Genomic DNA, 20,504 nt, shown 5'->3' with positions numbered 1-20,504 from the left:
AACACAACAATTACGGGATCCGGATCCCCGCATGAAGGAGTTATGCAAATATGAGAACCATGAAAAGCAAATTAGCAGTGGCGCTAATGGCCGCAGGCCTGAGCTTTAATACATTAGCAGCAGACATCAAGGTTGGTTACGCTGCTGACCCAGTATCACTAGACCCGCATGAGCAATTATCTGGTGGTACACTGCAAATGTCACACATGGTGTTTGACCCACTAGTTCGTTTTACCCAAGACATGGATTTTGAACCTCGCCTAGCAGAAAGCTGGGAGCGTGTTAACGATACGACGGTTCGATTCAATCTTCGTAAAGGTGTTAAGTTCCACTCAGGTAATGCGTTGACGGCTGACGATGTCGTTTGGACGTTCGACCGCCTACAAAACTCTCCAGACTTCAAAGCTATCTTCGACCCATACGAAAAAATTGTTAAGGTTGACGACTACACATTTGACCTAGTAACAAAAGGTCCTTACCCACTTGTGCTGCAAACGGCAACGTACATTTTCCCAATGGATAGCAAGTTCTATTCAGGTAAAACAGAAGATGGTAAAGACAAGTCTGAGCTAGTGAAGCACGGTAACTCATTTGCTTCTACGCACGTATCTGGTACAGGTCCATTTATCGTTACGGCTCGTGAGCAAGGCGTAAAAGTTGATTTTGAACGTTTTGCTGATTACTGGGATACCGAGTCAAAAGGCAACGTAGATAAACTAACGCTCGTGCCAATTAAAGAAGATGCAACACGTGTTGCAGCGCTTCTTTCTGGCGGTGTGGATATGATTCACCCGGTTGCGCCAAATGACCACAAACGTGTGGCATCGGCTGATGGCATCGATCTTGTGACGCTGCCTGGTACTCGTATCATTACGTTCCAAATGAACCAAAACAGCAACGAAGCACTGAAAGATGTGCGCGTTCGTCAGGCGATTGTTCACGCAATTAACAACGAAGGCATCGTTAAGAAAATCATGAAAGGCTTTGCAACAGCCGCAGGTCAACAAAGCCCAGCTGGTTATGTCGGTCACGATGATGCGCTGGTTCCACGTTATGACGTGAAGAAAGCGAAAGAGCTAATGAAGGAAGCGGGCTACGAAGACGGCTTTACGCTTTCTATGATGGCGCCAAACAACCGTTACGTGAACGATGCAAAAGTAGCGCAAGCGGCGGCGGCAATGCTGTCTAAGATTGGCATTAAAGTAGATCTTAAAACGCTACCAAAAGCACAGTACTGGCCTGAGTTTGACCTTTGTTCTGCAGACATGATGATGATCGGTTGGCACTCGGATACAGAAGATTCAGCGAACTTCAACGAGTTCCTAACGATGACTCGTAACGAAGAAACAGGTCGTGGTCAATACAACTGTGGTCACTACTCAAACCCAGAGATGGATGCAATCGTAGAAGCAGCGAACGTAGAAACGGATCCTGCGAAACGCGCTGAAATGCTGAAAGGCGTTGAAGCAACGTTGTACAACGATGCAGCATTTGTTCCTCTTCACTGGCAAAGTGAAGCGTGGGGCGCGAAGTCTAACGTGAAAGCAGCAGACATCGTTAACCCAATGGTTATGCCTTACTTTGGCGACCTAGTGGTTGAGTAATCACGTTTAGTACACGTTAATAAGAGGGGAAAGCCTTCCCCTCTTTGTTCGCTTTATACTACTTAGTTTTATTTCAGTCGGACTAAGTGGTTATTAAGACTGAATAAGTTCTCGTTACAGAGACATATGGATAGTTAAGGGGCAAGGGATGTTTTCGTTTCTGGTCAAGCGCCTGTTTCAGGCACTGATAGTGATGTTTGTGATCAGTTTGGTGGCATTTGCCATTCAGGATAATCTGGGTGACCCGCTGCGTGAGCTTGTAGGTCAGTCGGTTTCGGAAGCAGAGCGTCAAGCACTGCGTGATGAGTTAGGCCTCAACGATCCTTTCGCTACAAAGTACACTCGTTTTATTGGTGCGGCACTGCAAGGTGATCTCGGCACATCATACTTTTTCAAACGTCCTGCTGTGGATGTCATTCTCGATAAGTTGGTAGCAACCCTCGAATTGGTGTTCGGCGCGACGTTAATTATAATTTGTTTATCGATACCGCTCGGTGTCTATTCAGCCATTCACCCGAAAAGCTTCTTTACCAAGCTCATCATGGCCGGCAGTAGTATCGGCATCTCGATTCCGGTTTTCTTAACGGCCATTATGTTGATGTACGTTTTTTCTATTGAACTTGGTTGGTTACCGTCGTTTGGTCGAGGCGAAACCGCGAATGTACTGGGCTGGCAGTCAGGTTTCTTTACGATTGATGGTATTAAGCACTTAGTGCTGCCATGTGTTGCATTAGCTTCGATTATGTTGCCGTTGTTCATTCGTTTAGTTCGTTCTGAAATGCTGGAAGTACTGAGCTCTGAATACATCAAGTTTGCTAAAGCAAAAGGGTTACCTCTTCGTAAAATCTATTATCAACATGCCCTTAAGAACACGATGCTCCCTGTATTAACGGTGGGTGGTGTTCAGATTGGTACAATGGTGGCCTACACCATTTTGACGGAAACTGTTTTCCAATGGCCAGGAACTGGCTTTCTTTTCCTTGAGGCGATCAACCGTGTAGATACACCGCTGATCACGGCTTACGTTATTTTTGTTGGCCTGATCTTTGTCGTGACAAACACCATCGTTGATTTGATGTACGGATTGATTAACCCAACCGTGAACCTAACAGGAAAAGGAGCGTAAGCATGAGCCAAACAAATGTAGCAACAGTTCCTTCAGCTTGGGAACGTTTTAAGCAATCAGATTTCTTGTACTACTTTAAGCGCGATAAAGTCGCGATGACGAGTTTTACTATTTTTATGGTTTTCTTGGTGCTGGCGTTATCTGCACCACTCATCGCTCCTGCTGATCCCTATGATCTGAGCTCGATTGATATTATGGACTCAGAGCTTCCTCCTTCTTGGATGGAAGAGGGGGACTCGAACTTTGTACTGGGGACCGATGACCAAGGTCGTGATATTTTATCAACGATCCTCTATGGTTCACGTCTTTCATTGACGATTGGTTTTCTTGCGGTCGGCCTACAACTGTTCTTAGGCATTATCATTGGTTTGTCTGCGGGTTACTTTGGTGGCCGTATCGATAGCTTCTTGATGCGTTTTGCCGATGTGCAGCTGTCATTCTCTACCATGATGGTTGCTATCATTGTATCGGCGATATTCAAGGCCAGCTTTGGTACTGAATTTTATAGCCAGTACGCAGTGACTATGCTGGTGGTTATTATTGGGGTGGCGGAATGGCCTCAATATGCTCGTACGATTCGTGCCTCTGTATTGGCAGAGAAAAAGAAAGAGTACGTAGAAGCGGCACGAGTGATGGGCTTCAAAGCACCAAAAATCATGTTCCGCCATATCCTACCAAACTGCTTATCGCCAATTTTGGTTATTTCGACAGTACAAATTGCTAATGCCATTATGTCGGAAGCAGCGTTATCATTCTTAGGACTGGGCCTACCTGTTGACCAACCTTCATTGGGGTCGTTGATTAGTATTGGCTTTAACTACATCTTCTCTGGTTCATGGTGGATTACTGTCTTCCCTGGCATCGTGTTGATTACGTTAGTTCTAGTAGTAAACCTATTAGGTGACTGGTTAAGAGACGTATTTAACCCGAAAATCTACAAAGGGTGATCCAGAGAGATTGATTTTTAATCCCAATCCTCACTACACTAAGAGTCGCACATAAGTGCGGCTCTTTTTATTTGTGCCGCTTATGGAAACTAGCCTGTCTTATCTAGAGTGTTCGAGGATGTATATGAGCTCTTTAAATGGTGTTAAGGGATCACATTGCCTGCCGATAAGCGCAATCATGGGTGCCTTGTTGTTAGGGTGCAGTGTCATCTCTACCCCAGTTGTTGCCGCAGAGTTCCTCTGTGATGCGTCTCAGCCTTCTATGTCACAGCTTCCTATTTTGGGTCAAAGCTGCCCGATCGGGAAAGGGGTATGGAGCAGCACGGTACCGCAAACGTCCACATCGGTGTATTGGATACAATGTGGCATCCTCGATGAACCGATGTCATTAAATAGCGCTAAAGTATTGTACGGCGCTATTTCGACGCATGTTTGGATGAAGCCTGAAGGACAAAGTCAGCGATGCCTGATTGGTCCCTATCATGATGCGGCACTCGTGCAAAAAGAATTGGTGAAGATTAAAGCCTTGAAGGGTTACAAAGACGCATTTATACGTCAGGTTGAGCGTGGCGCTTCTAAAGGTGGAGCGTTAGAGAGCGAACCAAAAAAATACCCTAAATCCAGCGCGAAGCCCAAGCAAAAAACAAACACTATCGCGCAAGCCACTGCACCTGTAGTTAAAGAGAAAAAGCCGGTCAGCAAAGCGAAATCGATTCAACCTCTTGCTACATCAGTATCACCGTCTTTAACGGTTCGTCTTGAGGCTAAGGTTGAAGGGCAACGCTATGCGGTGCCGTACCTAACAGGCAATCAGCAGCAATTCTATATGGAACATGATAAGCCATGGAATCGGGTCAATTACCATACCGCCATCAAGATGTGTGGTGATCTTAATATGCATTTAGTGACGGACGATGAATGGCAGCATTTACTCGGCTCCAAAGTGATGCACAATAAACAATGGCCTATGCAAATGCCGTATTGGGGAGATGGTCAAAAAGGTTTGTTTACTAACGGCAAAATATCACCATTAAAAAGTAATACTCTGCTCAATGTGGTGTGCGTAGGTGGCAAGTAGGGCTTCCTTCAGCAGAAAGCCCATCAAGCCTTATGGCAGTAGCCAACGTGTTTTCGTGCTGCGAGAGAGCAACCAACTGGTGAATAAGGCACAGCTGCCACTGATTGCAACCCATAATGGAATCATTATGATGGGGTGGCGTTGATGCAGTGCTAGCTCATTCATTGGCCACAAAAAGAGTGGATGAAGAATGTAAATCCCTAGGCTGTGTTGACTAATAAAGCTCACAACCGTTTTGAATGTCCCTGTGATACGGTCAGCATAGGCTTTTGCCAACACAAAAATCATGCTAGCAGCAAAAATGGTATTGGTGGTTTTGTAGGAAAACCAGCGTCCAACCGAGTAACGATCAGCCGCAATGCTGTTCTCTATCACCATGTATGTCCCTAACGCCATCCCCCCTAATCCAAGAATCAGCGCTATCATCACCGTGGTGTTATTAATAGGTAGCTTCTGGAATAAGATGTAGCCTAACGGTAACAGTCCCATATAAAGCCAAAACTGTTCGCTCCAAGGTCCATCAATCCGCATTAAGAATAACAAAGTAGTGAGCAACCACACCCCAGTGAGTGCATACAAGGCCGTATCGTCATAACGACGAACTAAGATTTGCAGGAAAGGAATTGCGGCATATAAAGGGATAAAGTAATAGAAAAAGCCAAGGTGATAGTACGTTGAATGATGATAACTCTCCGCTAACACGTCTTTCACCGTACCGGCGTCAAATCCAGTGATCGTCCAGCCAGATAAATACGCATAAAATAACGACCAAGCAAGGAAGGGAATGAGTACCTTGCCGAGCCTGCGAGAAAGATAATACTTCAAGTTAAACGGACGTTGATCACTGAGCATTAATGCACCTGTAATCAAAATGAACACCGGTACAGCCCAACGACTAAAGCCATTAAACGTAATGGCGGTCATCCAATCTCCCATTGGGATTTGCCCTAATTCGTGACGATAAGGGCCCAGTGCATGGATAATGATGACCGCAAGTGCGGCAACACATCGCATTACATCAAAGAAGAATACGTGTTTTTTCATTCCGAGCTCACTACAAGATAAGGAAGAAGGATTGTAACTTGGATTATAGTTAATCAGTGCAGTGAAATGAAAATATGTTGTTAAATAAATAAATAGATAACAATCAAATTGCCCCGAAATAATGAACGGGGTATGAGCGGCACACGATTATTTGAATTCAAAAAAACGTAATCTTTTTGCCATTGATTTAACGACAGAGGAAAAGTATGGCGTAGAAACGTCGGTTGAGATGAAAAAAAGCCCGACAATAATGTCGAGCTTTCGGTTTTGTTCGTGAAGAGAAGCGTTATCTCATAGTAACAAATTCTTCAGATCCGGTAGGGTGAATCGCTACAACGGCATCGAAATCAGCCTTGGTTGCGCCCATCTTCATTGCAACTGCGAAGCCTTGGATCATTTCATCTACGGTAAAACCGATACCATGAAGGCCAACAACCGTCTCTTCTGGACCAGCGCAAACCAGCTTCATCTTACATGGCTGACGGTGCTTAGTGACTGCGGTGTACATTGCCGTGAAGCCAGATGTGTAGACCTTAACGTTGTCTTTGCCGTACTTCTCTTCGGCTTCTTGAGTCGTTAGGCCAATCGTACCGATTGGTGGGTGACTAAATACAACCGTTGCCACTAAGTCGTAGTCCATTTTTGCGTCAGGCTTATTGTTGAACAAACGCTCAGACAACTGACGACCGGCTTTTACAGCCACTGGAGTGAGCTCGATACCGCCTTCCATGATATCGCCGACACAATGAATGCCTTCAATGTTAGTGGTTTGGTATTCGTCGACCTTGATGTAGCCGCGATCGTTGGTCTCAACACCGGTAGCACTTAGGTTAATGGCATCGGTTGCTGGGTGACGACCGATAGCCCAAATAAGTTGATCAACGTTTTGCGTGTTACCATTTTCTAGATGCAGAGTTAGGCTGCCATCCGCTTCTTTCACCACCTCTTTTGGAACCGAATGGGTGTGAAGTGTTGGGCCTTCGGTATTCATCACCTCAACTAGGGTCTCGATGATCATTGGATCAAAGCTACGAAGTGGTGACTCTTTACGGCAAAATAGGTGGGTTTCTGTGCCTAGGGCATGCAGTACGCCAGCGATTTCAACCGCAATGTAACCCGCGCCAATCACCGCGACACGTTTTGGCTGTTCATTGAGTTCAAAGAAACCATTTGAATCTATGCCGTGTTCTGCTCCTGGAATGTTTGGGATACTTGGGCGGCCACCAACGGCAATAAGAATGTGATCGGCTGTATAGTGTTCGCCGTTCACTTCAACCGTTTTTGCATCAACGAACTTGGCAAAGCCTTTAATGACATTGACTTTGTTGTTACCTAATACGCGGTCGTAAGATTGATGAATACGACCGATATAGGCTTGACGATTTTCAACCAACTTGCTCCAGTCGAAGCCTTTGACTTCAACATCAAACCCATAGTCTTCCGCATACAGGTTCATCGCTTCTGCGACTTGGGCGCCATGCCACATGACTTTCTTCGGCACACAACCGACGTTGACACAGGTGCCACCAAGGTCTTGTGCTTCAATTAGCGCAACTTTAGCACCGTACATTGATGCACGGTTTGCCGATGCAATACCGCCGCTACCACCGCCAATACAGATATAGTCAAAATGAGTCGCCATTACGTTCTCCGAGAGCTGATTAATTTTATGATTATTGATAACAAATACATTGGGGTGAGCATAGTTGAACTCAATGTTATGGCAATGTTTTGTTAAAGAATCGCTATCCCTATCATAAATCGAGTCTAACAACTTTAGCCAATGGGAAAAAGTGGCTTTGCTTATGAGTAATAACGATTAATCCCTAGATGCGGCTCGCGAGGTTTATCTTTTGCACTTGAAGCCCCCTGGTTAGGGGCATCAAGTGCAAAGCAAACGTTCTAGAGTTTGCCTAGAAACCTACGAGCAGATTTTGGCTTACGTAACAGGGTCAAATCAACCACAACAGCTCGTTGTTCCACAACCACTTTGAGCTTGTACATCTTTACCATCGGCGAGATAGGTATTGGTCAGATAAAAATCGCTGAATAGCGAAACAAAGTCATCGGCAACCGTTTTTTCAACTAGCCCCGTTGCCAGCATGTTTTGTTGCCATGTCTGCATTTTTGGCAAGCCACAGAAAAAATCATACCCTGAATGCGCTTTTACAATGGCAGCACGATGCAGCAGTGGTAACCAAGCAATATCAACGTTACTGAGTGCGTCAGACTTAAAGAATGTTGTGTCCCCAGAAAGCTGTTTTTCAGCTTTTTTGAATGCCGCCAGCAACTTTTCTGTGCGTGTTTCAAACGTGGTTTTGTCTTTACTGCCCATGGTGCCGCATTGTGGGAGGTAGTTTTTAGACCCTAGGTAACTCCAAGCACGATCTAAAGCGCGCTGTTCATTGGAGACGTTTTGCTCTATTGGGCCAAATTCGTCTTCGATGTATTCAATGATGGCATCAGATTCAAACAACGCCGTACCCGATTCCGTTACTAATACCGGGACCTGACCGTTTGGTGAGATATCAAGAAACCACTCGGGCTTGTTTTTTAAGTCAATATATTCAATCTCGTAGGGAATGTTTTTTGTTGCTAGTGCGGCTGTGACGCGTTGAACAAATGGGCAAATTTTAAAACTGATCACTTTAATCATAGTGGTTATCTCTTTCGTCGAGTGCTTATCAAATCAAGCAAGGTTAGTGATTGAAGCTCATTGAGCGACTTACACCTATAAGACGAAGGGGCCAGAAAAAAGACGACGCTTATTGGGAAAATAATGAAAAAAAGATCATGAAAAAGAAAAACCGTGCCGACACGAGGTCACAGCACGGTTTCCGATATATTCGTGATAGAACGATTGAACTATTACTCTGGTACGATCCATTCCACCTTGAAATGGCCAGTGGCAGGAGCAATTTTTTCTTTCAAGTACGGCAAGATGGTTTTCATCTGTTGCTCGAGTGTCCAGGGTGGGTTCACAACGATCATTCCCGACGCTGTCATGCCACGCTCATTGGTATCAGGGGACACACCTAATTCAATCTGTAGTATTTTACGAATGCCAAGGCCTTCAAGACCGTCGATCATATCTTCAATATCCAAGCGATTAACCACCGGGTACCAAATGGCATACGTGCCTGTCGCCCAGCGCTTATGACTTTGGGCAATGGCGGTCACTACATCGCGGTATTCCTTGGCTAGCTCATACGGTGGGTCGATTAAGACTAAACCGCGTCGCTCAACAGGGGGAAGGCTACCTTTAAGGCGCTGAAAGCCATCTTCTTTGAAGATTTTTACCTGACGGTCTCGGTGAAACTCCTGTTCAAGCAATGGGAAGTCGCTAGGATGAAGCTCAGTAAGTAGCATTCTATCTTGTGGACGAAGGTGCGCACGAGCCACTCTTGGTGAGCCTGGGTAATAGCGTAGTGTGTCGTCGTTATTGAGTTCAGTAATAGACTTAATGTAAGACGCCATGTCTTCAGGGATATCGTTATTGCCCCAAATGCGCGCAATACCTTGTTTGTATTCCCCAGTCTTTTCCGACCATTCATGGGTGAGATCGTAGCGACCTACGCCAGAATGGGTATCGTGATAAACGAACGGCTTTTCCTTGTTTTTTAGAGAATTAAGGATAAGACTTTGTACTATGTGTTTGACGACGTCGGCATGGTTGCCCGCGTGAAAACTGTGTCGATAGCTCAGCAAAATGAAGACTCACTTAAATGGTCGAATGGACGGATTATAACCCTATCTGCCGATGATACCCAGATAAGGGCGAGAAAACTGTGCATCATTAAAATCACACTATGGTATGCGAATCGCCAGCAGCCATTGATTTTTTCGATCATTGCCTACATTTATCTATTAATTACGCTCACTTATCTCGCTCGTTAAGGGACGAGACAAGGTGAAGGAACCCAATCTATTCAAAAGGGATGCTGCATGTCTAATCCGTTAATCAGCTTTACTGACTTACCTCCTTTTTCACAAATTAAGCCAGAACACGTTAAACCGGCGGTTGAGCAAGCTATCGAGGCATGCCGTCAAAAGATCGATCAAGTGCTGACTGAAAACGACTCGCCAACGTGGGATACGATCATTGCACCGATTGATGAAATTGACGATCGTTTGAGCCGCATTTGGTCTCCGGTGAGTCATATGAACTCAGTGATGAACAGCGATGAGTTACGTGATGCCTATGAAAGCTGCCTGCCGATTTTGTCCGAATATGGCACTTGGGTTGGCCAGCACAAAGGGCTGTACGACGCGTACAAAACCATTAAAGCCAGTGATGAGTATCAAACACTGACTCAGGCACAAAAGAAAACAATCCAAGATTCATTACGTGATTTTGAATTGTCGGGTATTGGTCTGCCTGCCGACGAACAGCATCGCTATGGTGAAATCAGCAAGCGCATGTCTGAGCTGGGCTCTCAGTTCTCAAACAACGTGCTCGACGCCACCATGGGTTGGAATAAGCATGTGACCGATGTGACTGAGCTAGTAGGCATGCCGGAGTCAGCGTTGGCAGCGGCACAAGCCTCCGCGGAAGCTAAAGAGCTGGATGGTTATCTATTGACGCTTGATATTCCTTCTTACCTGCCAGTGATGACTTACTGTGATAACGAAGCGCTGCGTAAAGAGTTGTATGAAGCCTATGTAACGCGAGCATCGGATCGTGGTCCAACCGCGGGCCAGTGGGATAATACAGAGATTATTTCTGAGCAGTTAAAACTGCGTCATGAGATTGCTCGTTTGCTTGGTTTTAACTCGTTCAGCGAAAAATCCCTATCGACAAAAATGGCGGAAAACCCAGGACAAGTATTGGGTTTCCTTAATGACCTAGCGATTAAAGCGAAGCCGCAAGGTGAGCGCGAAGTTGAAGAGTTGCGTCAGTTTGCTGAGAAAGAATGCGGCGTAACTCAGCTGAACTTATGGGATATCGCTTACTACAGCGAGAAGCAAAAACAAAACTTGTTCAAGTTCTCCGATGAAGAATTGCGCCCTTACTTCCCTGAAGCGAAAGTGGTCAGTGGTTTGTTTGAGGTCTTAAATCGTGTCTTTGGTATGAACATTACCGAACGAGAAGGGGTGGATACCTGGCATGATTCTGTGCGTTTCTTTGACATCTTCGATGCATCAAATACATTACGTGGTAGTTTTTATCTTGATCTTTATGCGCGTGAGCATAAGCGTGGCGGTGCTTGGATGGACGAGTGTCGAGTGCGCCGCACCGATTTATCGGGTGAGTTGCAGACCCCCGTTGCCTATCTAACATGTAACTTTAATAAGCCTGTTGGTGATAAACCGGCTCTGTTTACCCATGATGAAGTCGTGACGTTATTCCACGAAACCGGTCACGGTATCCATCATATGCTGACGAAAATTGAAACCGGTGCGGTGTCTGGTATCAATGGTGTGCCTTGGGACGCGGTAGAACTACCAAGCCAATTCCTAGAGAACTGGTGTTGGGAAGAGGAAGCGTTGGCATTTATTTCCGGTCATTTTGAAACAGGCGAACCACTGCCTAAAGAGATGCTTGATAAGATGCTGGCGGCTAAGAACTTCCAGTCAGCCATGTTTATCCTTCGTCAGCTTGAGTTTGGCCTATTTGATTTCACTCTGCACACAGAATATGACCCAGAAATTGGTGCACGTGTCCTAGAAACCTTAGCAAACGTGAAATCAAAAGTGGGCGTATTGCCAAGCTTAGAGTGGAACCGTTTCTCTCATAGCTTTAGCCATATCTTTGCTGGTGGCTACAGCGCGGGTTACTACAGTTACTTATGGGCTGAAGTCCTGTCATCCGATGCTTATTCTCGATTCGAAGAAGAAGGTATTTTTAACAAAGAAACGGGCCAAAGCTTCTTGAACAATATTCTTGAGATGGGCGGCAGTGAAGAGCCGATGGAGCTGTTTAAACGCTTCCGTGGTCGTGAGCCACAAATCGATGCGCTATTACGCCACTCCGGTATCAGTGCTTAAACCGGTTCGCTAAAAACATGAAGCCTCTCAAATGAGAGGCTTTTTTATGCGAGCAAGGTATTGAACCCATTGTCTGTCTGTATTGTGGCTTTTTAGAGATCAAGCCAACCACAACTAAACATACGTTAGCGCTTAAGGATCAACATTTCGGCTAATCGGATTTTGCAAAGAGATCAGGGTTTCCGTCGATTGCACTTCATTGATTGCTTGTAGTTTATTGATCAGTACGTGTTGTAGTTCTTCAATAGAACGACACATTAGCTTGACGAAAATGTTGTACGCCCCAGTGGTGTAATAGGCCTCAACGACCTCATCGAGAGCGTCGAGCTTTTCCAAAGCTGAGTGGTAATCACGAGCCGCGTACAGATTTATACCGATAAAACAGCACACGTCATACCCTAACTTCTTAGTATTGACGACAACCTCGGTGCCTTCAATAATGCCAGCGGCTTTCATTTTCTCAATACGAACGTGGATAGTCGCGGGACTTACGTCAAAATTCTTAGCCATTTCCGCATATGGGCGGCGAGCGTCTTCCATCAGTGTTTTCAGAATTGCCTTATCGAGGTCATCTAACCCATTGACGCTGTGCATATTGAGTCCTTAATCGTTGTCGGTCATCGAGAGCAAAATAGGCTGTAGAGCTTAGCACTAAAATGTTGGAGTCGTCTGCGAGTGGATCACGCTTATTGGTAGAGCGATCGACTTCATGTACACTTGCCTCGTTATCTAAGACCTTTCGGAGCTGACCTTGCACATCCAACTTATCTGTGAACATACCCCTCGTCAAAGCGAATTGAACCAGCTGGCACAACGCTGGGGATTAGACGCCTCTGACGACAGTGAGTTTGCCTTGGTACTTACGGAAGATCGACTCGAATTACGTAAATTGGATGAACCAAAGCTTGGTGCCATTTTCGTTGATTTGGCGAGTGGAGCGGTGGCGCATCGTCGTAAGTTTGGCGGTGGGAAAGGGCAAGCCATAGCGAAAGCTGCGGGTCTCAACAAAGGGGCAACGCCCGTTGTTCTTGATGGTACAGCAGGGTTGGGCCGCGACGCGTTCGTTCTGGCGTCATTAGGTTGCAAGGTTCAAATGGTTGAAAGACACCCTGTTGTGGCCGCCTTATTAGATGATGGTCTTGCCAGAGCAAAGCAAGACCCAGAGATCGGTGCTTGGGTGTCAGAGCGCATGACTCTGATTCACGCTTCTAGCTTAGATGCGCTGCAACAGTTGGCGGATGACGCCGATTTTGAGCAGCCAGACGTCGTGTATTTAGACCCGATGTATCCTCATCCAGAGAGTAAGAAAAAAAGCGCGCTAGTAAAAAAAGAGATGCGTGTTTTTCAATCTTTAGTCGGCGCAGATATGGACGCCGATGGTTTATTAGCTCCGGCATTATGCCTGGCTAAAAAGCGTGTTGTGGTTAAGCGTCCGGACTATGCCAATTGGCTCGATGAGAAAAAACCGACAATGGCTATTGAGACGAAAAAAAATCGTTTTGATGTTTATGTTAATGCATCAATGAGTTAAGCCAAGTCACCCTTATTTTGTTACTCAAATTCTCCATGTAACGTACGTAAGTTACTTGTAACGAGTGCTAATTGGATGTATATCTAACTAAGAATCATTACTATTCGTTTTGATGAAAACGTAAAGTAATTGAGCGTAACTGTTAGTTGGAGGGTTGTATGGCCAAGCGCCTGTGTAAATTTAATCGTCATGAGATCAGTGCGAACCTAGGTGATATCCATCGCCTTGTCGCCGAACCCAAATTTCTGTGTCGTTCATGCTCTCGCTCTTCTTCTGACCGCTCAACACTTTGTAAGCCTGCTGCTATTCCACCGGTGAGTTGCCAAGAAAAACCCGTTGAAGAAAAAATCAAATGTGGGCTATTGCTCGAGAGCATCAAACCAGAGGGAATTATCCCTAAACAAACCGTCTTGGAGAAGCAGCCAGAAGCACAAGTTGTGATGTTCCATGAGCCAGAATCACTCAATAAGAAGGCGCTGAAGCGAGCAAGTAAGGCCCTGAAGAAACAAACCAAAATGCAGAAAAAGCTGCAGAAAATTATACGTAAAAGCCAAAAGTTGGCACGTAAACAAAGTAAGCTTGAGCAAAAATACCATCTTGCTGAAGTCGTGGCAGATAAGCAGTTAGAAAAAGTGCAGCCAGAACAGCTGCACTAATGGCACATTAAGCCGTAATCCATCGCCTAAGATTGATTACGGTATTGAGCTTCGGCTCGAGGTTTGACCCACAGTTCATTCACGACCAATGACAATAAAATAATCCCACCACCAATGAGTAATTTTGGAATATCGACATCGCGGTTCCAAATCACAATATTGACAATCAACCCGGCGGGTACCAACAAGTTATTCATCACCGCTAATGCGCCTGCATTCACAGAGCACGCCCCCTTATTCCAGATAAAGTAACCAAGTCCCGAGGCAATCGTGCCTAAGTAAATCAAAATACCCCATTGCGTCGCCGTTGTTGGCAGCTTATCAAGGCTACCAAAGAGCATAAAAGCAATGCCTGCCACCACGGTGGCACCAAGATAAAAATACCCAAAAACGGAATGCTGCGGCAGCTTCGTTGGCTCATGCTCCATGACATATTTGTAGCTCACTTGCCCGATAGCAAAGCAAAGGTTCGCGCCCTGTACGACCAAAAAACCAAACAAAAAGTTTTCGTTCACGCCGGCAAACTTGATAAACGCCGCACCACAAACGGCAATAACCGCTGTCACTAGGAACCACGGTGAAAAACGGCCTTTGAGGAGGTCATAAAATAGGGTGACGTAGATGGGAGTGAACACCGTAAATAATAAGACTTCTGGGACGGAGAGCAGTAAAAATGACTGATAATAAAAGCAGTACATTAACCCCAGTTGAATTCCCCCGATCGCCATGAGCTTCACCATGAGTCGCTTTGGAACTTGTTTAAACTTAGTGAACGGTAAAAAGACAACGGCGGCCAGTACAACACGCATCAGTACAGAAAACCAAGAATCAACCTGACCGGCGAGATAGACGCCGATCAAACTAAATGAAAATGCCCAAAGAAGGGTAACGGAATAAAGGTAACTCATAGCAATAAATAAGGGATGGTTTGAATGGGATGATGATTATATCACCATAAAACAACGTAAGTGGGCGGATAAGAAAGGCCTCCTATCGGAAGCCTTCGGTGGTGGACTTAATCTTTTATGGGAACGACGAGTAGGTCGACTGGTGTGGTGTTGATTAACTGTCGTGTTGACGACAAAATCTTGCTCCAAAAATCCTGATGATGCCCACAGACGACTAGGTCGACGCTGAACTCCCCGATGGTGTCTCTCAGTTCATTGCTGAGGTCACCACTACCAACTAATGAATGTTTGATTGGGTAGTTAGCGTAAGCGGCAAACGCTTTTAACTGGCTCATGGATGCTTCCATGGCTTGATGCTGAGTTTCAGCCATATTGAGATCAATCAAACCCGTATAAAGTTCAGCGTAATTCACATCAATATGAATAAAAGATACCTGAGCATCGAGTGGCTTGGCTAGGGATACGGCTTTATCTATGAGCAACTTGCTTTCTTCTGAGAGATCCAATGCGACCAAGATATGTTTATAACTCATCACGTACTCCTCCTGACGTAAGTTCTAATAAAAACATAGCATTTTATCGATTAAAAATGTGTAGGAATGATCCCAATTCATTGTCGTGACGTAATGAACTCCCGAGTATTTTCTCAACATCAAGACAAGAAAATGTGAGCAAAATCGCTCAAGTTTTCTAAAATAAAAATAAGAACACAGAGTATCACTCAGTAGTAAGAGTCGATGGATGAAGCAATACTCCAAGAAATGTTATGTTATAGTGGCGTTAATTGAAGCTACCAAACTAGGAGTAGAGCATGCTTTCAGAAGCAATGGTTGAACATCTAAATGAGCAAATAAACCTCGAATTTTTCTCATCCAACCTATACTTACAAATGAGTGCTTGGTGTGAAGACAAAGGATTTGACGGAGCAGCGGAATTTTTGCGTAAGCATGCTGTAGAAGAGATGGAGCATATGCAGCGTCTTTTTACTTACGTAAGTGAAACTGGAGCGCTACCAATTTTAGGTTCTATTGCTGCCCCTAAACATACCTTTACCAGTTTAGGTGATGTCTTCCGTGAGACGTATGAACATGAGCAAATGATTACAGAGCAAATCAACAAGCTCGCTCATGTTGCTTTCACAGCCCAAGATTACTCAACGTTTAATTTTCTTCAGTGGTATGTTGCTGAGCAACACGAAGAAGAGAAACTGTTTAAAGGGATTTTAGATAAGCTAGAACTGGTTGGTGAGAATGGGCAAGCTTTGTTCTTCATCGACAAAGATTTAGCAACGTTAGCAAAAGAAGGTTCTTCTTCCATTATGGGTGCCTCAGCTGAGTAACCTCAGCGGGATATAAAGTCGATTGGTCGTCTTTTTCTCTTAGGCATTCTTGGAAGATGTAGGGAGGGAAAGATGATCAGTGGCGACACTATTCTATTAGCATTAATGCTCATTACTTCGGTTAACATGGCGAGGTATTTGAGTGCACTACGCTCACTCATATTTGTTATGCGAGAGGCACACCCATTACTTTACCAGCAAGTAGATGGACGTGGTTTTTTCACAACACATGGCAACATGACCAAGCAGGTCCGCTTGTATTCCTATCTCAAAACTAAGGAATACTACCATCATCATGACGAAATATTTATTTCTAAATGCAATCGCGTGCGAGAGCTATTTGTCCTGTCGTGTGCGTTGGTTGGCGTGTCATTGTTCGCAGCAATTTTATTGTAGTGAACACGTCATGGTAGGCTTTAAAGCGAGCCAAGACGTGAACTAAGCGGAATCATATTTTGTGCAATGGCTTTTTGCACCGAGGTCTGTTTGGGCCGGGGAATCGTGAAAGATTGCAATACCAGAAAGACTCGCTACAATGGCGAGCAATAAGAGATAAGGATGTGCTTTGGCACATCCTTTTTTGTTGATTCTATTTTTTGTGTGTCGGTAGAGTGTAGATATGAGCAATAAATTTGATGTGGTTGTGATTGGCGCTGGCGCTGCTGGTTTGATGTGCGCAGCGGAAGCAGGAAAGCGTGGTCGTCGTGTACTTGTGCTGGATCATGCTAAAAAGCCAGGTCGGAAAATTCTCATCTCTGGTGGTGGTAAATGCAATTTTACCAACTACGATGTGACACCGAGTAATTTCCTATGTCAAAACGAACACTTCGTTAAGTCGGCTTTATCGCAATATACCCATTGGGATTTTATCTCGTTGGTGAGTAAGTACGGTATCGAATTTGAAGAGCGCGATCACGGCCAATTGTTTTGCCTAGATTCAGCCAAAGACATTGTAAAAATGCTACTCAGCGAATGTGATCAGCCGACCATCGATTTTCAGTATCAAACAGAGATTCATTCGATAGCTCAAACTGAGGATGGCTTTTCCTTGCATGCGGATAGTGCGAATGCAGGAAATAAAGTGATTGAGTGTGACTCGTTGGTGATTGCAACCGGTGGTTTGTCGATGCCTAAACTTGGAGCAAGCCCGTTTGGTTACAAAGTGGCGGAGCAGTTTGGTTTAGAGGTGATCGCAACCACTGCCGGTTTGGTGCCATTTACGCTACACAAAGAAGACAAAGAAGATTTCGCAGAGCTGTCTGGTATTGCCATTCCTGCTGAAATTACAGCCCTCGATGGCACCGTTTTTAAAGAGGCCTTGTTGTTTACGCATCGCGGTCTATCAGGACCATCAGTATTACAAATATCTTCATTTTGGAAGCCGGGTCAACCGCTTACTGTCAACCTTGTTCCTGATGCTGATGTCAACGACTTACTGACATCGACACGTGAAAGTCATCCCAACCAAAGCCTAAAGAACACCCTAGCTCGAGTGCTACCCAAGCGATTAGTAGAGGTGTTGATTGAAAGAAAAGTGTTGGTGGATAAGCCATTAAAACAGCTGAACCCTAAAGATATGACGGCTATTACACGTCAGCTAGAACAATGGAAAATAGCCCCCAATGGCACGGAGGGGTATCGTACTGCTGAGGTCACATTAGGGGGGGTGAATACCGATCATCTATCGTCTAAAACCATGGCATGCAAATCGGTTCCTGGGTTGTACTTTATCGGCGAGGTCATGGATGTTACCGGCTGGCTAGGTGGGTATAACTTCCAATGGTGCTGGTCATCTGGGTTTGTGGCGGGCCAACACGTTTAAGTGTTTAGGAATAATAAGTAAAAGTCATACAAGAAATAAACTGCTCAGTCACAGCAGTTTATTTCTGCGTTCCCATTAAATCTTCTGTATTGGAAAGCACTCTTCCGGCGAGACTAACTCTTGCTGTGCTGCTATCGTTTGCAGCTCCCATTCAGTGCGTTTTTGTGTTTCTTTCAACACGGCATAACTGGCATTGTTCGCATGTTCAAATGCTTGTTCTGGGGTCCAACCTTTTAATAAACCACCAGTAAACAATGCGGAAATAAGATCGCCAACACCGACCGGTTGTTTGTCAAAATCAAGGTGAGGACGCTGAGCGATGAAACAACCTTGCTCTGTTGCGAGCATCATAGTGAATTGCTCATTAGACACACTGTGTAAGTGTTTCACTAGTACCATCTTAGGTCCGAGTGTCAATGCCTGGCGACAAGCGCTTGCTGCATCATCGAGGCTGTTAATTTCCATGTTGGTAAACTGGCTTAGTTCAAATTGGTTCGGCACAATGACATCAGCCATTGGCATCACACGCTTAACGAGGTGCTCGGTTGTCCCTGCAGGTACAATGCATCCCTTTTCAGGAGAACCCATCACAGGGTCGCAGATATACAATGCGTTTGGGTTTTGCGCTTTGACTTTGTTGACCGCTTCTATCACCGCAAGGCACTGTTCTGAGCTTCCTTGATAACCCGATAAAACAGCCTCGCAATTTACCAGCTGCCCAATATTATCAATACCGTTCATCAGTGCTGAGATGTCTTCAGCGGAAAAGGCTTGTCCAGTCCAACCTTGTTGATACTGTGTATGGTTAGAGAATTGGACAGTATGAATAGGCCAGACCTCAAAACCCATACGCTGTAATGGAAAAACGGCTGAGCTATTTCCAGCATGACCATATACAACATGAGATTGAATAGAAATAACGCCCTTCATTGTGACTCCTGATCGTCGAATTATAGGTTATCTCTCTAATATGGATCTGAAACCGCATTCAAACAAGCTTTTACCTTACGAATATTACCGCTATGAACCTTCTGATTGAGAAAATATTGGAACAACAACAGCGTACTGAGGCAAGTTCGTCTAGTCTTATTAGGTATAACGTTCACTCATAGCGACTTAGATTAAGTCATTCATCTTGTTAAAGTTTGCCCACCCGTTGAGGATGATTATTTGTTAGGACACCCTTTTCGTGATTTTGTTGTCAATAAGCTGAGCGGTGTTCTGCCAGATAACGATGTTTATGGTGTGTCCACAACAGTGATACTTGTTGCGATCAGTATTGTTGTGGCTGTGCTTAGTTATGTATTCGTGCATCACTTGATTATTCGATTGTGTAATAACGTGCTTGAGAGAGTGAACAAACCATTTGCAACCAGCCTTTATAAAAATGATGTCCTGGGAAAAATATCATTACTCACGCCAGTGCTCGTCTTGAATCTGTTTGTCCCTATCGCGATTGGTCATTTTGAAGTATTGACGGCTATTGTTGACCGATTTCTAGCCATTACCATCCTTGTGCTTATTATTTGGATGATTTTCTCATTCCTTGATGCTCTTAACGACCTAGCGACTCAAAATGGCATCGCGCGTCGAATGCCCGTCAAAAGTTTTGTTCAACTCATAAAGCTGTTTACGTTTTTCATTGGCCTAATTGTTTCTATTTCCGTTCTTGCGAACGAAGCGCCCGTTCTATTGTTTTCCGGACTTGGTGTCGCGACTGGTTTTGTGATGTTGGTATTCAAAGATACTATTTTGGGATTTGTGGCGGGTATCCAACTGTCTGCAAACCGGATGGTAAGCCTTAATGATTGGATCCAGATGGATTCATTTGGCGCAAATGGTACCGTTGAAGAAATCTCACTGACGACGATCAAAGTGCGGAATTTCGACAACACCGTCAGTATGTTGCCTGCTTACGCGCTGGTTCAAAATGCGTTCATCAATTGGCAAGGAATGTCGGAGTCGGGCGGGCGGCGTATTACCCGTTCCGTTAACTTGGACGTTACGTCAATCCGATTTATGTCTCATGAAGAAGTAAAAGACTTAACTAAGATATGTTTATTGCGTCAGCATATTTATGAAAAATCGAAAGAATTAGAGAGTTATAACGAAAACCTTAAACAAGACGATATCATTGGGAATTCTCGCCAATTTACGAATGTTGGATTGTTTCGAGCGTATTTGAATGCGTACTTGCGCGCTAATAAAGACATCCATCAATATATGTTACTCATGGTTCGACAGTTGCAACCGACACCGGAAGGCCTTCCTCTTGAGATCTATGGCTTTACGAATATTGTTGATTGGGCGCAGTATGAGGATATCCAATCTGATCTGTTTGACCATATATATTCGATAATGCCGTTGTTTGGCTTGCGCCCTTTTCAACGATTGGCCGGCAATGACATTCATTATGAAAAGAGCGGGGTCAGTAAAGAACTGAAGTGATAACGTGGACGTG

The 20,504-nt window shown here is 44.8% G+C and carries 19 protein-coding genes; 11 read left to right on the top strand and 8 right to left on the bottom strand.

Annotation, left to right across the window (positions count from 1 at the left end; translation table 11 throughout):
• Nucleotides 1–50 precede the first annotated feature (50 nt).
• The 4 genes from AB4405_RS07195 (at nucleotide 51) to AB4405_RS07180 (ending at nucleotide 4,755) form a co-directional block, all read left to right on the top strand.
• Nucleotides 51–1,604: an ABC transporter substrate-binding protein gene (locus AB4405_RS07195; protein WP_102470851.1), complete on the top strand. Its 1,554-nt coding sequence runs from the start codon at nucleotides 51–53 to the stop codon at nucleotides 1,602–1,604.
• Nucleotides 1,605–1,752: 148 nt separating this feature from the next.
• Nucleotides 1,753–2,730, top strand: a complete 978-nt coding sequence (locus tag AB4405_RS07190; protein WP_102470852.1) for an ABC transporter permease — start codon at nucleotides 1,753–1,755, stop codon at nucleotides 2,728–2,730.
• A gap of 2 nt (nucleotides 2,731–2,732) precedes the next feature.
• A complete protein-coding gene (locus AB4405_RS07185) occupies nucleotides 2,733–3,677 on the top strand; it encodes an ABC transporter permease (protein WP_102470853.1) in 945 nt (314 codons plus the stop codon).
• 124 nt (nucleotides 3,678–3,801) lie between these two features.
• Entirely contained in the window at nucleotides 3,802–4,755 is a 954-nt protein-coding gene (locus tag AB4405_RS07180; protein ID WP_372060235.1) for an SPOR domain-containing protein, read from the top strand.
• A 30-nt stretch (nucleotides 4,756–4,785) separates the two neighbouring features.
• Here AB4405_RS07180 and AB4405_RS07175 read toward each other — a convergent pair whose 3' ends face one another.
• The 4 genes from AB4405_RS07175 to AB4405_RS07160 form a co-directional block, all read right to left on the bottom strand.
• Nucleotides 4,786–5,799, bottom strand: coding sequence for an acyltransferase (locus AB4405_RS07175; protein WP_372060234.1), 1,014 nt, complete (start codon nucleotides 5,797–5,799; stop codon nucleotides 4,786–4,788).
• A gap of 286 nt (nucleotides 5,800–6,085) precedes the next feature.
• Nucleotides 6,086–7,441, bottom strand: coding sequence for a glutathione-disulfide reductase (gene gorA / locus AB4405_RS07170; RefSeq protein WP_102470857.1), 1,356 nt, complete (start codon nucleotides 7,439–7,441; stop codon nucleotides 6,086–6,088).
• A gap of 315 nt (nucleotides 7,442–7,756) precedes the next feature.
• The gene (locus AB4405_RS07165; RefSeq protein ID WP_372060233.1) at nucleotides 7,757–8,455 is read right to left on the bottom strand and encodes a glutathione S-transferase family protein; all 699 of its coding nucleotides are present in this window, start codon (nucleotides 8,453–8,455) and stop codon (nucleotides 7,757–7,759) included.
• Nucleotides 8,456–8,667: 212 nt separating this feature from the next.
• Complete coding sequence (locus AB4405_RS07160) at nucleotides 8,668–9,507, bottom strand: 23S rRNA (adenine(2030)-N(6))-methyltransferase RlmJ (protein WP_372060232.1); 840 nt, start codon at nucleotides 9,505–9,507, stop codon at nucleotides 8,668–8,670.
• Nucleotides 9,508–9,744: 237 nt separating this feature from the next.
• On the opposite strand from AB4405_RS07160, the gene prlC reads away from it, so the two are divergent.
• Nucleotides 9,745–11,787: an oligopeptidase A gene (gene prlC / locus AB4405_RS07155; RefSeq protein WP_372060231.1), complete on the top strand. Its 2,043-nt coding sequence runs from the start codon at nucleotides 9,745–9,747 to the stop codon at nucleotides 11,785–11,787.
• Nucleotides 11,788–11,919: 132 nt separating this feature from the next.
• Here prlC and asnC read toward each other — a convergent pair whose 3' ends face one another.
• Entirely contained in the window at nucleotides 11,920–12,381 is a 462-nt protein-coding gene (asnC, locus tag AB4405_RS07150) for a transcriptional regulator AsnC (protein ID WP_102470861.1), read from the bottom strand.
• Between the two features lie 157 nt (nucleotides 12,382–12,538).
• Between asnC and AB4405_RS07145 the strand changes: the two genes are divergently transcribed.
• Both AB4405_RS07145 and AB4405_RS07140 read left to right on the top strand, forming a co-directional pair.
• Nucleotides 12,539–13,318, top strand: coding sequence for a class I SAM-dependent methyltransferase (locus AB4405_RS07145; RefSeq protein WP_102470862.1), 780 nt, complete (start codon nucleotides 12,539–12,541; stop codon nucleotides 13,316–13,318).
• A gap of 158 nt (nucleotides 13,319–13,476) precedes the next feature.
• Entirely contained in the window at nucleotides 13,477–13,974 is a 498-nt protein-coding gene (locus tag AB4405_RS07140) for a hypothetical protein (protein ID WP_372060230.1), read from the top strand.
• Between the two features lie 26 nt (nucleotides 13,975–14,000).
• Here the strand turns inward: AB4405_RS07140 and AB4405_RS07135 are convergent, their stop codons facing one another.
• Together AB4405_RS07135 and AB4405_RS07130 are read right to left on the bottom strand one after the other, a co-directional pair.
• Entirely contained in the window at nucleotides 14,001–14,882 is an 882-nt protein-coding gene (locus AB4405_RS07135) for a carboxylate/amino acid/amine transporter (RefSeq protein ID WP_372060229.1), read from the bottom strand.
• Between the two features lie 107 nt (nucleotides 14,883–14,989).
• Nucleotides 14,990–15,415 carry a universal stress protein gene (locus tag AB4405_RS07130; RefSeq protein ID WP_372060228.1) on the bottom strand — a complete coding sequence of 142 codons (426 nt, stop codon included), beginning with the start codon at nucleotides 15,413–15,415 and terminating at the stop codon, nucleotides 14,990–14,992.
• A 278-nt stretch (nucleotides 15,416–15,693) separates the two neighbouring features.
• On the opposite strand from AB4405_RS07130, the gene ftnA reads away from it, so the two are divergent.
• The 3 genes from ftnA (at nucleotide 15,694) to AB4405_RS07115 (ending at nucleotide 18,043) form a co-directional block, all read left to right on the top strand.
• Complete coding sequence (ftnA, locus tag AB4405_RS07125; protein ID WP_102470866.1) at nucleotides 15,694–16,221, top strand: non-heme ferritin; 528 nt, start codon at nucleotides 15,694–15,696, stop codon at nucleotides 16,219–16,221.
• 72 nt (nucleotides 16,222–16,293) lie between these two features.
• Nucleotides 16,294–16,617 carry a universal stress protein UspB gene (gene uspB, locus AB4405_RS07120; RefSeq protein ID WP_102470867.1) on the top strand — a complete coding sequence of 108 codons (324 nt, stop codon included), beginning with the start codon at nucleotides 16,294–16,296 and terminating at the stop codon, nucleotides 16,615–16,617.
• Between the two features lie 223 nt (nucleotides 16,618–16,840).
• Nucleotides 16,841–18,043, top strand: a complete 1,203-nt coding sequence (locus AB4405_RS07115) for an NAD(P)/FAD-dependent oxidoreductase (RefSeq protein ID WP_102470868.1) — start codon at nucleotides 16,841–16,843, stop codon at nucleotides 18,041–18,043.
• Nucleotides 18,044–18,118: 75 nt separating this feature from the next.
• Here AB4405_RS07115 and pdxY read toward each other — a convergent pair whose 3' ends face one another.
• A complete protein-coding gene (gene pdxY / locus AB4405_RS07110; protein WP_372060227.1) occupies nucleotides 18,119–18,973 on the bottom strand; it encodes a pyridoxal kinase PdxY in 855 nt (284 codons plus the stop codon).
• A 240-nt stretch (nucleotides 18,974–19,213) separates the two neighbouring features.
• Here pdxY and AB4405_RS07105 point away from each other — a divergent pair, with 240 nt between their 5' ends.
• Nucleotides 19,214–20,491, top strand: coding sequence for a mechanosensitive ion channel family protein (locus AB4405_RS07105; RefSeq protein ID WP_372060226.1), 1,278 nt, complete (start codon nucleotides 19,214–19,216; stop codon nucleotides 20,489–20,491).
• Nucleotides 20,492–20,504: the final 13 nt, after the last annotated feature.

This window comes from Vibrio sp. 10N.261.51.F12, from assembly GCF_041471725.1.
Lineage (GTDB): Bacteria > Pseudomonadota > Gammaproteobacteria > Enterobacterales > Vibrionaceae > Vibrio.
The sequence above is the reverse complement of the archived record's forward strand: the minus strand, read 5'-3'. Positions and strand labels throughout refer to the sequence as shown.